Annotated in this window: 12 protein-coding genes; 7 read left to right on the forward strand and 5 right to left on the reverse strand. The window is 66.3% G+C overall.

All coding sequences use genetic code 11. The features are described 5' to 3' along the window. Positions 1 to 117: 117 nt before the first annotated feature. From DNX69_RS07260 to DNX69_RS07280, 5 genes are all read left to right on the forward strand, one after another. Positions 118 to 903: a fumarylacetoacetate hydrolase family protein gene (locus tag DNX69_RS07260; protein ID WP_110785345.1), complete on the forward strand. Its 786-nt coding sequence runs from the start codon at positions 118 to 120 to the stop codon at positions 901 to 903. A 237-nt stretch (positions 904 to 1,140) separates the two neighbouring features. Beyond that, the gene (locus tag DNX69_RS07265) at positions 1,141 to 2,136 is read left to right on the forward strand and encodes an NAD(P)H-dependent flavin oxidoreductase (RefSeq protein WP_110785346.1); all 996 of its coding nucleotides are present in this window, start codon (positions 1,141 to 1,143) and stop codon (positions 2,134 to 2,136) included. Between the two features lie 46 nt (positions 2,137 to 2,182). After that, positions 2,183 to 3,151, forward strand: coding sequence for a zinc-binding dehydrogenase (locus tag DNX69_RS07270; protein ID WP_110785347.1), 969 nt, complete (start codon positions 2,183 to 2,185; stop codon positions 3,149 to 3,151). A 129-nt stretch (positions 3,152 to 3,280) separates the two neighbouring features. Beyond that, a complete protein-coding gene (locus tag DNX69_RS07275; RefSeq protein WP_110785348.1) occupies positions 3,281 to 4,660 on the forward strand; it encodes a cation-efflux pump in 1,380 nt (459 codons plus the stop codon). Between the two features lie 214 nt (positions 4,661 to 4,874). Next, on the forward strand, positions 4,875 to 7,184 hold the full coding sequence (locus tag DNX69_RS07280) for a PAS domain-containing sensor histidine kinase (protein WP_110785349.1): 2,310 nt from the start codon (positions 4,875 to 4,877) through the stop codon (positions 7,182 to 7,184). Between the two features lie 277 nt (positions 7,185 to 7,461). Here the strand turns inward: DNX69_RS07280 and DNX69_RS07285 are convergent, their stop codons facing one another. Further along, a complete protein-coding gene (locus tag DNX69_RS07285; RefSeq protein WP_234826888.1) occupies positions 7,462 to 10,866 on the reverse strand; it encodes an autotransporter domain-containing protein in 3,405 nt (1,134 codons plus the stop codon). Between the two features lie 473 nt (positions 10,867 to 11,339). Between DNX69_RS07285 and DNX69_RS07290 the strand changes: the two genes are divergently transcribed. Both DNX69_RS07290 and DNX69_RS07295 read left to right on the forward strand, forming a co-directional pair. Continuing rightward, complete coding sequence (locus DNX69_RS07290) at positions 11,340 to 12,362, forward strand: helix-turn-helix domain-containing protein (protein WP_110785350.1); 1,023 nt, start codon at positions 11,340 to 11,342, stop codon at positions 12,360 to 12,362. Between the two features lie 79 nt (positions 12,363 to 12,441). Then, positions 12,442 to 12,699, forward strand: coding sequence for a hypothetical protein (locus DNX69_RS07295; protein ID WP_110785351.1), 258 nt, complete (start codon positions 12,442 to 12,444; stop codon positions 12,697 to 12,699). Positions 12,700 to 12,756: 57 nt separating this feature from the next. Here DNX69_RS07295 and DNX69_RS07300 read toward each other — a convergent pair whose 3' ends face one another. The 4 genes from DNX69_RS07300 to DNX69_RS07315 all read right to left on the reverse strand — a co-directional run bounded on the left by DNX69_RS07300 (position 12,757) and on the right by DNX69_RS07315 (position 19,622). Then, on the reverse strand, positions 12,757 to 15,729 hold the full coding sequence (locus DNX69_RS07300; RefSeq protein WP_110785352.1) for a bifunctional [glutamine synthetase] adenylyltransferase/[glutamine synthetase]-adenylyl-L-tyrosine phosphorylase: 2,973 nt from the start codon (positions 15,727 to 15,729) through the stop codon (positions 12,757 to 12,759). Then, entirely contained in the window at positions 15,726 to 17,174 is a 1,449-nt protein-coding gene (locus DNX69_RS07305) for a sensor histidine kinase (protein WP_110785353.1), read from the reverse strand. Before DNX69_RS07305 ends, DNX69_RS07300 begins: the two co-directional genes overlap by 4 nt. 224 nt (positions 17,175 to 17,398) lie before the next feature. After that, positions 17,399 to 18,685 carry a methyl-accepting chemotaxis protein gene (locus tag DNX69_RS07310; RefSeq protein ID WP_110785354.1) on the reverse strand — a complete coding sequence of 429 codons (1,287 nt, stop codon included), beginning with the start codon at positions 18,683 to 18,685 and terminating at the stop codon, positions 17,399 to 17,401. Positions 18,686 to 18,941: 256 nt separating this feature from the next. After that, entirely contained in the window at positions 18,942 to 19,622 is a 681-nt protein-coding gene (locus tag DNX69_RS07315; RefSeq protein WP_110785355.1) for a response regulator transcription factor, read from the reverse strand. Between the last annotated feature and the right edge of the window lie 113 nt (positions 19,623 to 19,735).

Genomic DNA, 19,735 nt, shown 5'->3' on the forward strand with positions numbered 1-19,735 from the left:
CGCCAGCGAGCGAACCCGGAATCCAGAGGTTGTTAGCACGCCTAGTCCATCGAGATTCCGGGTTCGCGCATTTCATGCGCGCCCCGGAATGACTCCCGAGTTGAGGAACACTCCACCATGACCAAATGGGTTCGTTTTCGCGACAAGGGCGCGGTCGGGTTCGGCACCATCGCGCAGTCCGAGATCACCGTGCACGACGGCGAGATGTTCGGTGACAACAAGCCGACCGGGCAGACGCTGCAGCTCGGCGATGTCGAGTTGCTCAGCCCCTGCGCGCCCGGCAAGATCATCGGGCTGTGGAACAATTTTCGCGCGCTCGCAGCCAAGCTCAATCAGTCGATTCCGCCCGAGCCGCTGTACTTCCTCAAAGCCACCACCAGCGTCGCGGCGCACGGCGCCGTGGTGAATCGTCCCGCATCCTACGACGGCAAGGTGGTGTACGAGGGCGAGCTCGGCATCGTCATCGGCAAGCGCGCCAGCAACATTTCCGAAGCCGACGCCGCGTCGCACATCTTCGGCTACACCTGCGTCAACGACATCACCGCCGCCGACATCCTCAATCGCGATCCGAGCTTCCCGCAATGGGCGCGAGCCAAGAGCTTCGACGGCTTCGGTCCGTTCGGCCCGGCGATCGCCACCGGTCTCGATCCGGACGCGCTGTCGATCCGCACCATCCTCAACGGCGCCGAGCGGCAGAACTACCCGGTCGCCGACATGATCTTTGCACCCGCCAGGCTCGTCAGCCTGCTGTCACACGACATGACGCTGCAGCCCGGCGACCTGATCTGCTGCGGCACCTCGGTCGGCGTCGGCGTGATGAAGGAACCGGTCAACGCCGTCACCATCGCGATCGAAGGCATCGGCGAATTGCACAACGAATTCCGCCAAGCGGCGAAAGCCTGACCCTCTCGCGCCACACCCGCTGTCATTCCGGGGCGCGCGCAGCGCGAACCCGGAATCTGGAGATTGTTTGAACGCAGAGATTCCGGGTTCGCTCGCTGGCGCGAGCGCCCCGGAATGACTGGATGAGAGCCCCCGCTCCCCACGCATTGGACATTTCGCGCTTGCTTCGGCAATCTCCCGGCCGCCAGCAACAGCAACAGGCGCGTCAGGCGCCGGAATGTCCAAAGGGGGACCCAGATGATCAAGACCCGTTTCACCGAAGCCTTCGGCGTCGAGCATCCGATCGTGCAGGGCGGCATGCAATGGGTCGGACGCGCCGAACTCGTCGCCGCCGTGGCCAATGCCGGCGCGCTCGGCATGATCACCGCGCTTACCCAGCCGACGCCGGAAGACCTCGCCAAGGAAATCGCGCGCTGCCGCGAGATGACCGACAAGCCGTTCGGCGTCAATCTCACCATCCTGCCGGCGATCAAGCCGCCGCCTTATGCCGAGTATCGCCGCGTCATCATCGAAAGCGGCGTCAAGATCGTCGAAACCGCCGGCAACAAGCCGCAGGAACACGTCGACGAGTTCAAGAAAAACGGCGTCAAGGTGCTGCACAAATGCACCAGCGTCCGCCACGCGCTGTCGGCGGAGCGGATGGGCGTCGACGGCATCTCGATCGACGGCTTCGAATGCGCCGGCCACCCGGGTGAGGACGACACCCCCGGCCTGGTGCTGATCCCGGCCGCCGCCGACAAGATCAAGATTCCGATGATCGGCTCGGGCGGCTTTGCCGATGCGCGCGGCCTCGTCGCGGCGCTGGCGCTCGGCGCCGACGGCATCAACATGGGCACCCGCTTCATGTGCACCAAGGAGAGCCCGATCCATCAGGCGGTGAAGGAAAAGATCGTCGCCAACGACGAGCGCGCCACCGACCTGATCTTCCGCACCCTGCGCAACACCTCGCGGGTCGCCAAGAATGCGATCAGCCAGCAGGTGATCGAGCTGGAAAAGCAGGGCGCGACCTTCGAGCAGGTCAAGGATCTGGTCGCCGGCGCGCGCGGCAAGATGGTGTATGTCAACGGCGACACCGACGAAGGCGTATGGTCGGCGGGCATGGTTCAGGGCCTGATCCATGATATTCCAAGCTGCGCCGAGCTGGTTTCGCGGATCGTGCGCGAAGCCGAAGCGATCATCCGCGGCCGGCTCGAAGCCATGGCCTCGGGCGGCGCTCGCCAGGCTGCGGAGTAAGACGCGCGCGCCGGGGTCGGCGCCGCGAGAACAGGACGAGCTTGTGATGAAAGCCTATGTCTACGGCGCCGCCGGCGCCGCCATCACCGAAGTCGACAAGCCGGCACCGAAAGGTCCACAAGTCCTGATCCGGGTCCGCGCCTGCGGGCTCAACCGCGCCGACCTCGGCATGACCAAGGGCCACGCGCACGGCGCCGCAGGCGGCGTCGGCGCGGTGCTCGGCATGGAGTTCGCCGGCGAGATCGAAGCGGTCGGCGACGAAGCCTATGGCTGCAAGGTTGGCGACCGGGTGATGGGCTCCACCGCCGGCGCGTTCGCCGAATACGCCCTCGCCGATCACGGCCGGCTGCTGCCGATCCCGGACGGCATGAGCTTCGAAGAGGCCGCCACCCTCCCCGTTGCCCTCACCACGATGCACAATGCGGTGATGGCGATCGGCAAGCTGCGCTCCGGCCAGTCGGTGCTGGTGCAAGGCGCCAGTTCCGGCGTCGGGCTGATGGCGATGCAGATCGCCAAGCTCAAGGGCGCCCGCCAGGTGATCGGCTCGTCGACCGACAAGGGCAGGCGCGACACGTTGCATGAGTTCGGCGCTGATCTCGCAATCGACTCCGCCGGCGACGGCTGGGTCGATCAGGTGCTCGCCGCCACCGGCGGGGCCGGCGTCGACCTCGTCATCGACCAGATCTCCGGCAAGGTCGCCAACCAGAACCTCGCCGCCACCCGCGTGCTCGGCCGCATCGTCAATGTCGGCCGGCTCGGCGGCACCCACGCCGAGTTCAATTTCGATCTGCACGCGGCCCGGCGGATCGACTATATCGGCGTCACTTTCCGCAGCCGCAGCATTGAGGAAATCCGTGAGATCTTCCGTCAGGTCCGAGGCGACATCTGGCCGGCGGTCGAAGCGCGCAGCTTGAAGCTCCCGGTCGACAAGGTGTTTGCGTTCGCCGAGATCGGGGCGGCGTTCGCCCATATGGAAGCCAACCGCCACCTCGGCAAGATCGTGGTGACGATCTGAGCGGTTTTGGGCCGCTCGCGCCGCTTCTTGACTGAGACTAATTCGCAGTTGCTTTGAGCTAACCGTTGCCCACCGGGTAACGGACCTCGCGCCTTTTCGGCGTCGCACGAGGCTGCTAAATCCCCCGCCATGAACAACGTCGCCAGCACCAAATCGCGCGTGGCCGCGGTCTCCGTCGTGGCGAGTGCCACCATGGCCGCGGCGAAATTCGCCATCGGCATCGCCATCGGTTCGCTGGCGCTGATCTCCGAGGCCCTGCACAGCTCGATCGATCTGGTCGCCACCATCATCACTTGGTTCGTGGTGCGGATTTCGGATCGCCCGGCGGACGACGCGCATCACTACGGCCACGGCAAGATCGAGAGTCTGTCGGCACTCGGCGTGATCGCCCTGCTCTATGTTCTGGCCGGAGGCATCCTGGTCGAAGCCTACAGCCGGCTGCGCGAAGGCTCGGCGCCGCCGACCTTCTCGTATCTCGCCTTCGCCATTCTCGGCGTCGACATCGTCGTCAATCTGTGGCGCGCCTGGGCGCTGCACCGGACCGCGGTGGCGACCAAGAGCCAGGCGCTCGCCGCCGACGCCCTGCATTTCGGCTCCGACGTACTCAGCTCGTTCGCGGTGATCGCCGGCCTCAGCTTGTCGGCCTTCGGCTTCGCCTGGGGCGACGCCGCCGCGGCGATCGGCGTTGCGGTGATCGTCTCGATCCTCGGACTGCGGCTCGGCCGCTCCACCATTCAGACTCTGCTCGACCGCGCGCCGGACGGCGTGTCGCAGAAGGCGCGCGACGTCATCACCGCCGTGCCGGGCGTCGTCGGCATCGAGCGGCTGCGCGCCCGCATGGTGGGCCCGACGCATTTCATCGACGCCCTGGTCGAGGTGCCACGCACCTACCCGATCGACCGCATCGACGAGATCAATCGCAAGGCGCAGGAGTCGCTCACCGCGGAGTTCGGCGACGCCGACCTCACCTTCACGGCGATTCCCGTGGCGCGCGACAATGAAAGCGTGCGCGAACGCATCATGGTGATCGCACGCAATTCCGGCCTCGCCGTGCATCACGTCACGGTGCACGATCTCGGCCACAAGCTGATCGTCAGCATCGATCTTGAGGTCGACGGCGACATGCCGCTGATCGACGCCCACGACATCGCGCACCGGCTCGAGGATCACATCCGCGACGAGTTCGGCACCGACGTCGAGGTGGACACGCACATCGAGCCGCTGGAGCCGGAACTGCCGCAAGGATTCGACGCCGCGCCGGCACGCGTCGCAGAGATCCGCACGGCATTGCACAATCTGACGAGCAACGGCGCGATCCACGACGTCCACAGCGTCCGCGTCCGCGGCACCGAGGCCGGCGAGATCGTCAACTTCCACTGTTACGCCGATCCGTCGATGAGCGTGATCGCCGTGCACGATCACGTCGACGAGATCGAGCGTCGGCTGCGGGCCGAATTCCCCAGCGTGAAGCGCGTGATCAGTCACGCCGAGCCGCCGAACGCCGATTGAGTCCGAAACGGCCGCACCGGCTGCGGCCGTTCTTGTTTCGGACTCGACTCACGAAAAAATGTCGGCGCGATTCACCTTTGGATAAGGATTTTTCCGATCGCCGGATTCGTTGACTCTCGACAGCCCGCTAAAAGTCGATTCAAATCCTAATCGTGATTCGAACGGCGCTCGCTGCTTCGAGCGGAGGCAGACGAATACTTGGTGGGGGCCACGTATGGCGCGCGTGCAGGCGGCGGACGCCTGCGCTCAATCCGATTCGATCAAAGGATTGGCGCAGTCGATCGCTAAACCCGCGTATCATCGCCTGCTCAATGCAGAGCCGATTTTGCGACGGGCAGTCCCGCTGCTGATCATCGCATTTCTCGTCACCATTTTCTTCGGCGCCGCCGTTCAGATCATCGAACAGAGCAAGCAGAAGCGCGGTGCCCTGAACCGCGACCTCAGCGCGCTTGCCGACCTGCTCGCCGAGCGGCTCGAGCACATCGGCGTGGTTCGGCTGGATCGCCCCGCCTCGATCGAACGTCTGCAGAATCTGCTGTCCGGCCTGATCCCGTCGTGGGGCATCGCGGCCGGTCGGCACATCATCGTCACCAGCGCCGATCAGCGGATTCTCGCGCGGCTGCCGGTCGGTAGCCCGGCCGGAGTCGACAACCGGTTTCTCGAAGTCCTCGGCGCTGCATCACTGACCAAATCCGGTCAGCAGAACATCGTCACCGAGATCGTGCTTCCCGGCGGCAGCTCTGCGCTGGCGACGATGCATGTGGTGAAGTCACTGCCCGGCCAGGTCGTGGTCATTCAGGAGGACACCGGCTCGCTCCTCAGGTCCGACACCGCGCTGCAGGTGACGCTGTCGGCGACCACCGGATTCGTGGTGCTGATTCTCGGCTTCGCCTTCCATTGGCAGTCGACCCGCGCCCGCGAAGGCGACCTGATCAACGACGCGGTGCGCAGCCGCATCGACACCGCGCTCAACCGTGGCCGCTGCGGCCTGTGGGACTGGGATCTCGGCCGCGGCCGGATCTTCTGGTCGCAATCGATGTTCACGCTGCTCGGGCTCGAGAGCCGCAACGACCTGTTGACCTTCGGCGAGGTCAACGCGTTGGTCGAGGGCGACGACATCGACCTGTTCGCGATCGCCGACGAACTGATGGACGGCCGTGTCGATCACATCGACCACAGTTTCCGGATGCGGCACGCGCAAGGTCACTGGATCTGGCTGCGGATGCGCTGCGAGCTGACCCAGGAAGCCGACTCCACCGACAAGCATCTGATCGGCATCGCCGTCGACATCACCGAACAGAAGAGTCTCGCCGAGCGTACGGTCGAGGCCGATCTGCGGCTGCGCGACGCGATCGAGACTATTCCCGAAGCGTTCGTGCTGTGGGATTCGGAGAACCGCCTGGTGCTGTGCAATTCGCACTTCCAGCGGCTGCACAAGCTGCCGGATTCGGCGGTCGAGGCCGGCACCTCCTACGAGACCATCCTCGAAGTCGGCCGGATGCCGCAACTCCGCACCCGGCTATGCGACAATGGCGGCGTCGCCCCCGGCGCCCGCACCTTCGAAGCCCAGCTCGACGACGGCAACTGGCTGCACATCAGCGAACGCCGCACCAAGGACGGCGGCTACGTCGCGGTCGGCACCGACATCACCCGGATCAAAGCGCACGAACAGAAGCTGGTCGACAACGACCTGCGGCTGCGCGCGACCGTCGCGGATCTGAAACTCAGCCAGGCGCAGCTCGAGAAGAAGACCAGGGAGCTCGAAGAGCTCGCGCACAAATACTCGATCGAGAAAACCCGCGCCGAAGAAGCCAACCAGACCAAGTCGAAGTTCCTGGCCAATATGAGCCACGAACTGCGCACGCCGCTCAACGCCATCATCGGCTTCTCGGAGATCATGGGCAGCGGCATGTTCGGCACGCTGGGCTCGGAGAAGTACCAGGAATACTGCCACGACATCATGACCAGCGGTCACTACCTGCTGGAAGTGATCAACGATATCCTCGACATGTCGAAGATCGAAGCCGGACGGATGCGGCTGGAGATGGAGCCGCTCGACCTCGCCAAGACCATCGGCGAGTCGCTGAAAGTCGTGGCCGGCCGCGCCGAGCACAAGCACCTCGATCTGCGCTCGGAGATCGGCGACCGGATCCCGATCGTCGCCGACCGCCGCGCCATCAAGCAGATCCTGATCAATCTGCTGTCGAACGCAGTGAAGTTCACGCCCGACGCCGGCCGCGTCACGGTGCGGGGCCGGATCGCCGGCGAACGAATCGTGCTGATGATCGCCGACACCGGGATCGGCATTCCGCCGCAATCGCTGCGCCGGCTCGGCCAACCCTTCGAGCAGGTCGAGAGCCAGCTCAGCAAGACCTACCACGGCTCCGGCCTGGGTCTTGCGATCGCCAAGTCGCTGGTTAATCTGCACGGCGGCGCAATGCGCCTGCGCTCGACGCTCGGCGAAGGCACCGTGGTGATGGTGAGCCTGCCCCGCGCCTGCCGACAACGCCGCCTCGCCGCCTGATTTCTCGCACCGTCGTCTGCGCTGCTCGACTTCGACACGTACGTCCGTCGAAGAAGAGAGATTCCGGGTTCGCGCTGCGCGCGCCCCGGAATGACTCGCTGTGAGTCTGAGCTATCAACCTGCTCGTCATTCCGGGGCGCGAGCGAAAGCTCGCGAGCCCGGAATCCCGAGCTGTTCTGGTCAATGCCGTCAGCCGGCCCCCAGCCCACGCACAAAAACAAGCCCCGGTTCTGATCGCTCAGAACCGGGGCTTCGCGTGAAGCTCTACGACCTGCGCTTACCAGTTGACGCGGGCGCCGGCCGAGACCTGGTGGCTGGTGGCGTTGCTGCGATATTCGCCGCTATAGGCCGCGAACATCCGGAACGTCTCGCTGCGCCAGCCGGACAGCTTAGCGCTCACCAGCGCGGCGTCGCGGCCGGGCTGCGCCGCATCGACCAGGAACGCTTCGTCGAGCAGCGCGGCCTCGCTCACCAGCGTGGTGTCGCGCAGATCGTGACCCCAGCCGAGCTTCAGCTCCGGCACCAGCGTCGTGCCGTCGGTGGTGCGCAGCCGCGCGCTCACCGCGGCACCGACCGTCGAGGTCAGCTTGTCGTAGGTCCGCGCCGCGTAGACGAGGCCGATCGGCAGCTGGCTTTCGCTGTAGGCATCGCGGCGGAAGCCCTGCCAGGTCATTCCGACGAACGGCTTCAGCGTCACGTCGTGCCCGATCGCGAACCGGTAGCCCGCTTCGAACGTGGTGCCGACGCCGACGCCATTGGCGCTGCCCTGCAGGCTGGTCGGCGACAACAGGATCTGGCGGCTGGTGGCCATCTGGCTGGGACCGGCCGCGATCCGGAAATCGATCACAGCGGCCCCTGGCGTCCAGCTCGCATAGGCAGCGCCCGCGTAGGTGTCGACCGTGCCCTGCATGTCGGTGCTGGTCGCCGTGGTGCGCGCATAACCGAACGCGCCGCCGGCGCTGAAGCTGTTCGACAGTCGCCGATCGATGCCGACCGCGAAGCCGGCGCTGACCGCCTTCGAGCCCGACAGACCGTCGCTGTCGCCGACCCGGCTGTTGCGACCGAAGCCCTGGCCCCACACCGACCAGCCGTCCTGCACCCGCTCGGCCGGCGAGATGCTGGCGAACGCGTTCATCGCCGAACTGGTCCCGGCGCTCATCGTGTTGCGGCCCGCATAGGACAGCGCGAACGATTGCGCGGTGCCGTTCTGACCGATCTCGCTGCCCGAGGTCAGCGCGTCCTGACGATCGCCGATCGCCCCGAGGAAGCCGGTGAACGCCTGCAGCGGCGCGCTCGCCATCGCCGGCTGGCCGGGGCCGGCGAGCTGGTCGAACGCCTTGTCGAATTCGGCCTGGGTGTCGAGCTTGTACAGCGCGTCGTACAGCGCCTTCTGGTTGGCGCTCGGCAGCACGCCCGAGGCCGTGCGCTTGTTGTCGAGGATGCGGGCGATCGACTGCTGTGTCGGCCCCAGCCTGTCGGCTTCGGCGAGCTGGCTGAAGCTCGACGGCGTCACCACCAGGGCGATCGAGGTCGGGTTGTAGATCAGGTCGAAGCGGCCGTTGGCCGGCAGCCCCGAGGTCGGCTGCTCCAGCTTGGAGAAGCTGCCCGCGGTGCTGGCGCCGTCGCTCGCCTGCACAAAGGCGAACTCGGTGCCGATCGCCGGCGTGTAGTTGCTGACCGTGCCGACGCTGCCGCGCAACACCGGGGTCAGTGTGCCGGCCGCATAGAACACGTTGCCGGCGCCGGTGACGTAGATCTTGTCGTAGGTGCCGGGGCCGCCGGGCACGATCAGCGAGCCGTCGATGTCGATCCTGGTGTTGGCCGTCGAGGTCAGCGTGACGTTGCCGTTGAAGGTCAGCGTGCCGACCGAGTTGCCGTTCAGCACGGTGCCGGCTGGCACCACGTTGTTACTCACCAGATCCCCGATATTGGCCATCTTGCCGGGCGACAGCGTGCCGGCGATGACGGTGTCGCCGGCCACGGTGCCGAAACCGGCCAGTGTCGCTGGCTGTGCGACGTCGAGCCGGTGGCCCGCCGCCATCGTCAGCGTGCCGTCGACCGCGAGCGTGCCGAGCTGGGCGAACACATTGCCGCCGGCGTCGGTGCGGCCGGAGATCGTCAGGATGCCGGCGCCGACCTTGGAAAAGTCCCCTTGCGTGGTCAGCAGTCGGCTCCAATAGGTGGTCTGGTCGGCGGCCACCGACTCTACGGCGTTGGCCGCCAGAGTGGTCGGGCCGTCGGTGGCGCGATCGAGCCGGATCAGGCCATAGCCGAACACGGCATCGACGCCGGGCGCGCCGAGATCCTCGGTGGTCGAAAACAACAGGCGCGACAGGTCCTGCGCGTTGTAGCTCGGATTGGCCTGGATCAGCACCGCGATCGCGCCCGACACCGTCGGCGCCGCCATCGAGGTGCCTTGCGCGAACCCGTAGGTGTTCACCGGAACCGTCGAATACACCAGCGCGCCCGTTGCATCGTCGCCGCCGGGCGCAGCCACGCACCAGCTCGCGGTCACGCCGCAGAGATTCGAATAGGACGCAGCCGCCTTGGTGATGCCGACAGACATCACCGAGATGATCTGCCCCTGCTGATGTTGCAGCGCAGTTCCGTCGAGCTGCTGTCCCTGATCGTCGTAGACACCGAGCCCGGCATGCGCCGGATTGAAGAACGGCATCAGCGCAATGCCGTTGGCGTTGCGGGCAGCGACCGGATTGTCGATCCGGTCGTTGCCGGCCGCGGCGACGATGATCTTGCCGGCTTTGAGGACATTGAACGCGGCATTGGCTTCGTCGTCGACGTTGCCGACGGTCCATTGCTGCAGATTGGTCAGACCGTCGGAGTTCGGGCCGTAGCTGGCGTTGTACACCATCGTCCCGCTCAGGCCGGCGAAGTAATTCAGCGCCAGCGCGGACGCATCGACGTTCCCGTACGTCGTGTAGCCCTTCTCGGTGATCGCGCGCAGCGGAATGATGCTGGCATCGTAGGCGACGCCGTGCGCGTCGACATTGTCGAACTTCTCGGCCGCGATAATGCCGGCGACGTGCGAGCCGTGGATGTCGGTCTTCTGCGCGCTTTCGGGCGAAAGGTCGTTCGGATCGAACGCCTTGCCGATCTCGACGACGTAGTTCTTGCCGAGACCGGTGCGCAGCTTGTTGACGAGGCCCGCATTGGTGGTGTCGAACCCGGTATCCGCCACCGTCACGGTGACGCCGGCACCGGTGAATCCGCGATTGTAGGCGCCCTGCGCGCCGATCAGGTCGAGGTTCCAGGTCTGCTCGAGCTGGGACGGCATCGGGCTCGGCAGGTTCGGCGAATTGTTGGTCGCCATCGCAACGTTCTGATACGACGACGCCGTCAGTCCCGAGGCGGAAGCGGTGCGGGTCGCCAGCACCTGGGCGGCATTCGGCGCGAGCACCATCCGCTCACCGGATGTGAGCACGCCGAGATCAGCCGCGGTGGTGACATCGCGCAGCGCCGCCGGCGCCAACGTCGAGACGTGACGCACCACCGCGTCGCGCAGCCTGGGATCGCGATAGGTGCTGTCGTAAGCTTGCGCGATCAGCGCGCGTTCGCCCTGCCGCATCGCTTCGGCGAACTGCGCCTTCATCTCGGACGACAATGCGGTCTTGGCGATCGACTTCGCCTTTGCGGGAGACTCCGCCGCGTACAACGCGGCCGACATCGGAGCGCTGACAAGAAACGTCGTACACAACAGCAACGACGAGAGATGACGAAAACGCCCCACTGTGCTCACGGACTTCCCCTTCCTGTCCAGGCAGGCGCCTCGGCTGCGCATGCTCGGTCTTCCGTTGGTCTCCGGTCGGCGAACTAACGAACACGCCGCCCGGTGTTCGCGTAGTTCTAGATCGCTGCTGATGCGTCGCGACAGAGTGGAGCGGCCGGATTCAGGTTGACGGTGGCGCTTTCCTTTGACCTTGCGTCTCAGAACCGAATGCAGCGACCGCGGCCGCCACCAAATCGCCTCAGCTCGGGCACACGCGGAACGCGCATTACATCGCTACCGCGTCCGGCTGCTGGCGGCGCCCGAACGAATCGTCTTCTTCGAAAAAAACCGCTAAGCTGAAAGCACTTGGCCGCAAGGCGTAGCGCAATACCGACGGCGTGACCGAGCCGGCTTGAAGATCAATCGACCCGATGGCGTCCCTTCCCCGACTCTATTACGTGACCTCCGGCCTGGACGAGGCCAACGCGTTCGCGACCTGGCGTGCGGTGATCTCGCCGCTATTCGAGCCGCGGCCCTGCGGGCCGAGCCGGAAGACGCCGACCGGGTCGGCCTCCGGCATCATCATCGGCGACCTGGTGGTCGCCAAGGTGGCTTTCAACGCCCAGGATTTCGTCCGCGACAGCCAACGCATCGCGGCAACGCCGGATCACCTGCTGCTGCACCTCTACGTTTCCGGCGGATTCAACGGCGAGGTGACGCGGCAGCAGACCGTCATCGGCCCGGGCAAGGTCGCGCTGATCGATCTTGCCTGCCCGATCTCGACCCGCGCCTTCGCATCGAACACGATGTGCCTGATCGTGCCGCGCAAGCTGCTCGCAGGGCTTCCGTTGCACGCGCTCAAGCCGAAACTCGATCCGCTGCGCAACGATCTGCTGGCGGCCTACATCCGCTCGCTGCAGGAACGCAGCGCGCAGCTCACCGAGGCCGACGTGGCGACGACGGTGGCGGAGACTGCCGATTTCCTGCGCCGGCTGCTGGCGCCGACCGCCGAGGCGGATCTCGCCCCGCAGCGCGGCGCCGACGAGACCATCCTGGCGCTCAGCGAAGCGCTGATCCGCGACAATCTCGCGCTCCCGGAGCTGTCGCCCGACTGGCTGGCGCAGCAGCTCGATGTGTCGCGCGCCTCGCTGTACCGGCTATTCGCCGATCGCGGTGGGGTGATGCGTTATGTCCAGGAGCGCCGGCTGCTCGCGGTGCAGGCGGCGCTCGCCGATCCGCTGGAGACGCGGCGGCTGTCCCGCCTCGCCGCCGATCTCGGCTTCAAGAGCGAGGCGCATTTCAGCCGCTCGTTCCGCGCCCGGTTCGGCGTCACCGCCAGCGCCTATCGCAAGACCCAGCTCGACGCCTCCGCCGCGATCCAGCTCACCAGCCCGGCGGTGGTGCAGCAATGGTGGACGGCCGTGGCGCGCGATCCGCTGCTGCAGACCGGCTGAGCTAGCCAAAGATCCGGCTTGTCCGCGCGCGAAGCCGGCGTGTAAGAGCGAGGCAGCCATTGACGCGAGGAGCCCGGCCTTGGATTTCAGTGCCGCCTTCCACCAGATCTCGGTTTGGATGTTTCGACTGGCGATCGTCGGTGCAGCGGTCGGCATCGGCTACATCGTCATGACCAAGCAGGACGAGGCGCCGGCGGAAGCGCGCAGCTCCATGGCGGCGCCGGCCAGCGATAGCGTGACCGGCTGCCAGCCGATCGGCCACACCGCCAGCGGCAAGCTGGTGTATTCGATGGATTGCGAACAGCTGCCGGCCGCCGGCGCCGAAGCAGCGAAGTAATCACACCCCGGCTGGACGACCAAGCAGCCATCGCGCCGCGGATCGCGACGCCGCTCGCTATGCGCCCTCGCCGCCGATCAGGCGGTTGAAGATCGCGCGGACCTCGGTCTGGGTTTCCTTCACCCGCGCCTGCAGCGACGAGAAGTCCGGCGCGTCGCCGGCCCGGACCAGCACCCGCAACAGATCGTCGCCGGCGGTGTCGGGCGTGAACTTCTCGCTGACGCACAGCCTCAGGATCTGCGTCAGGTCCTGATACAGCCGCGCCGCGGGCCGCAACACCTCGGCATCGGCCTGTGCCAGGAAGCCGAGCCGGGTCGCGTTGTCGAGCGCGGCGAGCGTGTTGACGTGAAGGATGTCCGGCGCTTCGTGCGCGTGCACGAGCTGCAGATACTGCGCGATGAAGTCGATATCGACCATGCCGCCGGCGGCGTATTTCAGGTCCCAGACGTCGTCCTCGCCCTTCTCCTCGGCGATCGCCCGGCGCATCTCGGCGACGTCGTTGGCGATGATCGCCGCATCGCGCGGCCGCGTCAGCACCGCGCGGATCACCTGCTCGATCCTGCGGCGGAACTCCGGCGGTGCCGAAATCACCCGCGCGCGCGTCAGCGCCAGATGCTCCCAGGTCCAGGCTTCCTGTTCCTGGTAGGCGGCGAATGCATCGAGCCGCGACGCCACCGGGCCGGCGCGGCCCGACGGCCGCAGCCGCATATCGACGTCGTACAGCACGCCGTAATTGGTCCGCGTGGTGAAAGCGGAGATCAGCCGCTGGGTGAACCGCGCGAAGTACTGCGCGCCGTGCAGCGAGCGTTCGCCGTCGCTGTCGGGTTGATCGTCGTCGAAATCGTAGATCAGGATCAGATCGAGATCGGACGACGCCGTCATCTCGCGGCTGCCGAGCTTGCCCATCGCCAGGATCGCGGTCTGCTGATCCTTGACCCGTCCGTAGGTCGAGGAGAACTGCTCGCTGACGAGGCCGTGTACGGTGCCGACGATGCCCTCTGCGACGTCGGCGAACGCCACCGCCGCCTGCTGGGTCGGGACCGTGCCGGACAAAATCCGCGTGCCGATCAAGAACAGGCTCTCCTGCCCGAACAGCCGCAGCCGATCGAGAAACTCCTCGTAAGAGCCGGCGTCCGACAACGTCACCGCCAACCGCGCCGACAGCTCGGCCTGATCCGGCATCGCGCCGAAGAACCGCGGATCGATCAGCCCGTCGAGGATCTGCGGCTGCCGCGCCAGCATGTCGCCGAGCCGCGGCGCAGCGCCGAGCACCAGCGCCACCAGGGTCAGCAGTTCGCGGTTCTGGCTGAGCAGCGAGATCAGCCGGCCGCCGCGGTGCAGCGCCTGCAGCAGGCGATCGAACGCGTTGACGGCATCGTCCGGCTGTTCGGCGCGCGCCAATTCCTCGATCAGCGCCGGCACGAAGTCGCGGAACGCACGCTGTGTGGTTTCGATCTTGAGCACACGGTAGCCACCGGCCATCCATTGCTGCAGCGTCGTGGCGATCATCAGCGGCTTCTTGTAGCCGAGCGACAGCAGGTGATCGAGCAGCCGGGTGTCTTCGGGCCCGGCGCCGTAATCGACCGGCGGCAGCTTCGCGGTGCCGGTCGGATCGCCCTCGAACAGCTTGGCGTAATGCCCCTGCACGCGCTCGAGATAGCCGACCAGATCGCGCGCGAAGGCTTCCCGGCTGTCGTAGCCGAGGAAACGCGAGAACCGTTCGATCGCCTCGACGGTGTCGGGCAGCGCGTGGGTCTGCTCGTCGGCGATCATCTGCACCCGGTGCTCGACCTTGCGCAGGAACAGATACGCCTCAGCCAGCTCGTCGCGCGCCTGATGGGTGATCCAGTTGCGCGACGCCAGAATCTCCAGCGCTTCCAGGGTCGGCCGCACGCGTAGTTCGGGGTGGCGTCCGCCGGCGATCAGTTGCTGGGTCTGGGCGAAAAACTCGATCTCGCGGATGCCGCCGCGGCCGACCTTGACGTTGTGGCCTTCGACCGCAATCTCGGTCTGGCCGCGATAGGTCTGCATCTGCCGCTTCATGTCGTGAACGTCGGCGAGCGCGGCGAAGTCCAGATGCTTACGCCAGACGAACGGCGCGATCTCCGACAGCAACGCTTCGCCGGCGACGAGATCGCCGGCGCACGGCCGCGCCTTGATCATCGCGGCGCGTTCCCAGGTGCGCCCCTCGCGCTCGTAGTAATCGAGCGCCGACAGCGTCGACAGCGCGACCGGCGTCGAGGCCGGATCGGGCCGCAGCCGCAGGTCGACGCGGAACACGTAGCCGTCGCCGCGGCGCTGCTGCAGGATCCGGCTGAGCCCCTGGGTGACGCGGACGAAGAACGGCTGCGGCTCGATGTCGGGCGCGAGCGTCGGCGCATCGAGCTCGTAGAACACGATCAGGTCGATGTCGCTGGAATAGTTCAATTCGCCGGCGCCCATCTTGCCCATCGCCAGCACGATCAGGCCGGAGCCCTGCTCCGGGCAGTCGGGATTGGGCGGCACGATCCGGCCGCGGCCGGCCTCCTGGCGCAACAGGAAGCGCAGCGCCATCTGCACCGAGCGGCCGGCCAGATCGGTGAGCGCCTGCGTCACCTGCATCACCGGCCAGATCCCGCCGATGTCGCACAGCGCGATCAGCAGTGCCGCCTCGGCCTTCAGTCGGCGCAGCGCCGCCATCACCTCGTCTTCGGTCGACGCGGCCGCGACGAGCGTCTCGGCATCTTCGAGGAGCTTCGCCAGCCTCTGCTCCGGATCGCCGCGCAGCACGCGCAGCAGCCGCACCGGATCGGCCCGGATCAGATCGAACAGATACGGCGAGGCCTCCGCGATCGACTGCAACGCGGTCTGCAGATCCGGGAAGGCTGTGCCGAGCGCAGTGATCGCACCGGCCTGTTCCGGCACGAGATCGCCAAGCCAGCCGGCCCACCGCTCCGCCGCCAGCACGGGATCGTACAGGCACGGTCCGGCGCAAAAGCGCGCAGCCAAAGCGGTCTGGTCGAGGTCCGCGTCGATCGCGGAAGAAATCATGCCGGCGCCGGTTCGAGAGTCGTTGCGGAGGCCTGTCCTTCGCCCGTGCGCGCCGGAATTGCAAGCGTGGCGCGCAAACCGGGGTCCGCGTCGGCAAGTCGCAGTTCGCCGCCGTGCAGCCGCGCCACCGCCGAAGCGAGGCTGAGACCGAGCCCGGAGCCCGGCATCGTGCGGCTGGCCTCGAGCCGGACGAAGCGCTCGATCGCGTGCTTGCGATCGCCTTCCGGAATGCCGATGCCGTGGTCGGTGACGCTGAGCAGCACCTGGTCGCCGTCGCGCCGCGCCTCGATCAACACGGTCGCCGGGGCACCATCATTGCTGCCGTCGGCCGGCGGCTGCGCCTTGCCGTACTTGATCGCGTTCTCGACCAGATTGGCGAGCGCCTGGCTGATCAATTCCCGATTGCCGCGCACCGGCGTGGCGACCGTTTCGACCTGCAGGCTGAGCGCATTGTCTTCAGCGAGCGGCTCGTACAGTTCATGGATGTCGCGCGCGATCTCGGCGACATCGAAGTCGCTCATGTCGCCGCTGGCGTAGCCGGCCTCGGCGCGAGCGATCATCAGCAGCGCGTTGAAGGTGCGGATCAGGCCGTCGGATTCTTCGATCGTGCGCTCCAGCGCCGCGCGATAGTCGGTCTCGCTGGAGGCGCGCGCCAGCGCCTCCTCGGCGCGGTTGCGCAGCCGCGTCAGCGGCGTCTTCAGATCGTGCGCGATGTTGTCGGAGACTTCCTTCATGCCCGACATCAGGGCTTCGATCCGCTCCAGCATCGCGTTGAGATTTTCCGCCAGACGGTCGAGCTCGTCGCCGCTGCGGCCCACCGGCAGCCGCCCCGACAGATCGCCGGCCATGATCCGCTGCGTGGTGCCGGTCATCGCGTCGATCCGGCGCAGCACGCGGCGTGCCGCGAACACGCCGCCGCCGAGGCCGAGCACGACGACGATCAGCACCGACCATTGCGCCGCCGAGCGCACCACCTTGTTGAGCCGCCGCCGCTCTTCCAAATCGCGGCCGACCAGGAGACGAAAACCGCTGGACAATTCGGTGACGCGGACCAGCGCCCGATGGTTGGATCGCTCCTGATCGTCGAGCCGGCGATAGAACGTCTCGCTCCAGCCGAGCTTGCTCATCACCCCCGGCGCCAGCGCGCCAACATTGCCGGCGACCGCCTGCCCTGCCGGCGTGGTGACGAGATAGAGATTGGCGCCGGGCCGCAGCGCGCGATTCTCGAGCGTGAACACCACGCCACGCAGGCCGCGGCGGCCGTAGATGTCGTTGATCTCGGCAATCTCGGCATCGACCGTGGTGGTGATCTGATCGGTGATCAGCGTGCGCGTGGTCCAGGCGAAGTACGCCACCAGCGAGGCCGCGAAAAGCCCGAACAGGAACAGATAGACCAGCGTCAGCCGAAACGCGGTGGTTCGGATCAGTTTACCGAAGGCGGTCACGGATCACGTCCCGGCGGCGATGCTGTTGAAGGTCTGTCATGCCCGCAAACTAGACATTTCGGCCCTGAATCCAAAGTGACAAATCGTTCAAGTAGCGAGGCTTTCCGATCAGCGCGCGCCTTGCAAACAAAAAAGGGGCGCCACCCTTTGCAAAGGCGGCGCCCCGGATGTGAGTGATAGCTGGAATAGCACCGCGCCGCCGTGAGCGGCGGCGAAGCATCGCTTTACGAGGCGCGCACGGTGCGCAGGAAGCGGCCCACTTCGTCTTCGAGACGGCCGCTTTCCTGCGACAGCGACTGCGCCGACGACAATAGCTGCGACGACGACGTGCCGGTTTCGACCGCACCACGCCGGACGTCCAGAATGGTCGCGGAGACGCGCTCGGTGCCTTGCGCGGTCTGCTGAATGTTGCGCGAGATCTCCTGGGTCGCGGCGCCCTGCTCCTCGACTGCGGAAGCGATGTGCGCGGAGATTTCCGACAGCTTCTCGATGGTGCCGCTGATCTCGCTGATCGCGCCGACCGACTCCTGGGTCGCGGATTGAATCCGGCTGATCTGCTGACCGATCTCGCCGGTGGCTTTCGCGGTCTGCTCGGCCAATGCCTTCACTTCCGCCGCCACCACCGAGAAGCCGCGCCCGGCTTCGCCGGCACGGGCGGCCTCGATCGTCGCGTTCAGCGCCAGTAGATTGGTCTGGCCCGCGATGGTGTTGATCAGTTCGACGACGTCTCCGATCCGGGTCGCGGCCTTCGACAGTTCGCTGACGCGTTCGGTGGTGTTGCGCGCCTGGCCGACGGCATCGCCGGCGATCCTTGCCGATTCCTGCACCTGCTGACTGATCTCCCGGATCGACGACGACAACTGATCGGTCGCCGAGGCCACCGACTGCACGTTGCTGGTGGCTTCTTCGGAGGCCGCCGCGACGTTGCCGGCGAGATTCTGTGAGGTATCGGCGGTGATCGCGAGCTGGCGCGCCGAACTCTCGAGCTCGGCCGAGGCCGACGATACGGTTCTGACGATCTTGCCGATGGCACTTTCGAAATCGCCGGCGAGTCGATGGATCGAGTCGCGCTTCTGGGCTTCCGCCTTCACCAGATCGTCGATGTCGACCAGCGAGCCGCAGGCACGCCGCGGCTTGCGGTTTTCGTCGAGCACCACGCCGCCGGTGGCTCGGAACCAACGATAGGAGCCGTCTTTGACCTTGAGGCGATACTTGACGTCGTAACCGACGCCGGTCTGGCAGGTCTGGGTGAAGGCCGCGAAGGTCGGAGCAACGTCATCGGGATGCAGGCGATCCGACCAGGACTGCACAACGTTGGGAAATTCGGCTTCCGAGCTATAGCCGCACAGCCGGCGGAATTCGGACGACCACGTCCAGCGCGCCTTGGGATGCATCGCATCGCCGTCGTGCAGGATCGCGTCCCACAGCCCGATGCCGCAATGCAACGACAGGGTGTCGAGCCATTCGGCCTTCTGAATCAGTTCCTGCTTCTTCTGGCTTCCGATAAACATGCGGCGTTCGCATCCCCAAATGAATCGTATTTGCGGCAAGCTCGCATGTGAAAGTTAAGAAACGATGGGATGCGCCGTATTTAGATACCCAGGAACACTACGAGGGTAGTGCCTTGCGGCCAATGGCGATAGCCGAACACCGCCGCGCGTGCAGCGCCGAACTGCAGCTCGGCGCCGCCTTGGGCATTTGGTCTTGGGCATCTGGTCTGGCTTGCCACGGAGCTTTCCGCCGACGCAACCGGTCGATGAGCGGGGCTCAGCGCAGCCCGTCGCGGATCATGTAGCCGGCGCCGCGGATGGTGTGCAGCAGCGGCCGATCGAAGCCCTTGTCGATCTTCGATCGCAGGCGAGAGATGTGGACGTCGATGACGTTGGTCTGCGGATCAAAGTGATAATCCCAGACGTTCTCCAGCAGCATGGTGCGGGTCACCACCTGGCCGGCGTGCTTCATCAGGTATTCAAGCAGCCTGAACTCGCGCGGCTGCAGCGTCAGTTCCTCGCTGCCGCGGGTGACGCGGTGCGACAGCCGGTCGAGCTCCAGGTCGCCGACGCGGTAGCTGGTCTCTTCCGCCGGGCCGCCGTGGCGCCGCGACAGCACCTCGACGCGCGCCAGCAGTTCGGCGAAGGCATAAGGCTTCGGCAGATAGTCGTCGCCGCCGGCACGCAGGCCCTTGATGCGGTCGTCGACCTGGCCGAGCGCGGACAGGATCAGCACCGGCGTGCGGTTGCCTTTCTCGCGCAGGCTGCCGATCACCGACAGACCGTCGCGCTTCGGCAGCATCCGGTCGACCACCAGCACGTCGTAGTCGCCACTCTCGGCCAGCGCCAGTCCCTCTTCGCCGTCGCCGGCGAGATCGGCGACGTGGCCGACCTCGCGAAACGCCTTGACCAGATAATCGGCGGATTCGCGGTCGTCCTCGATGATCAACAGACGCATATTGCTGTCGGACTTGCTCAAACTCTGTGGGCTCTGTTGCAACATGACGCGGCTTCAGCCTCCTTGCAAGGCGGCACGAACGTCCCCGAGACAGGAACGGGCGATGGAGCTGG

The organism is Rhodopseudomonas palustris (assembly GCF_003226555.1).
In the GTDB taxonomy this organism is placed as follows: Bacteria; Pseudomonadota; Alphaproteobacteria; order Rhizobiales; family Xanthobacteraceae; genus Rhodopseudomonas; species Rhodopseudomonas palustris_I.

Coding starts and splice junctions, on each gene's coding strand:
- DNX69_RS07270 (WP_110785347.1), top strand. CDS start 2,183: ATGAAAGCCTATGTCTACGGCGCCGCCGGCGCCGCCATCACCGAAGTC.
- DNX69_RS07315 (WP_110785355.1), bottom strand. CDS start 19,622: ATGCGTCTGTTGATCATCGAGGACGACCGCGAATCCGCCGATTATCTG.
- DNX69_RS07275 (WP_110785348.1), top strand. CDS start 3,281: ATGAACAACGTCGCCAGCACCAAATCGCGCGTGGCCGCGGTCTCCGTC.
- DNX69_RS07265 (WP_110785346.1), top strand. CDS start 1,141: ATGATCAAGACCCGTTTCACCGAAGCCTTCGGCGTCGAGCATCCGATC.
- DNX69_RS07290 (WP_110785350.1), top strand. CDS start 11,340: ATGGCGTCCCTTCCCCGACTCTATTACGTGACCTCCGGCCTGGACGAG.
- DNX69_RS07285 (WP_234826888.1), bottom strand. CDS start 10,866: ATGTCGGCCGCGTTGTACGCGGCGGAGTCTCCCGCAAAGGCGAAGTCG.
- DNX69_RS07310 (WP_110785354.1), bottom strand. CDS start 18,685: ATGTTTATCGGAAGCCAGAAGAAGCAGGAACTGATTCAGAAGGCCGAA.
- DNX69_RS07300 (WP_110785352.1), bottom strand. CDS start 15,729: ATGATTTCTTCCGCGATCGACGCGGACCTCGACCAGACCGCTTTGGCT.
- DNX69_RS07260 (WP_110785345.1), top strand. CDS start 118: ATGACCAAATGGGTTCGTTTTCGCGACAAGGGCGCGGTCGGGTTCGGC.
- DNX69_RS07280 (WP_110785349.1), top strand. CDS start 4,875: ATGGCGCGCGTGCAGGCGGCGGACGCCTGCGCTCAATCCGATTCGATC.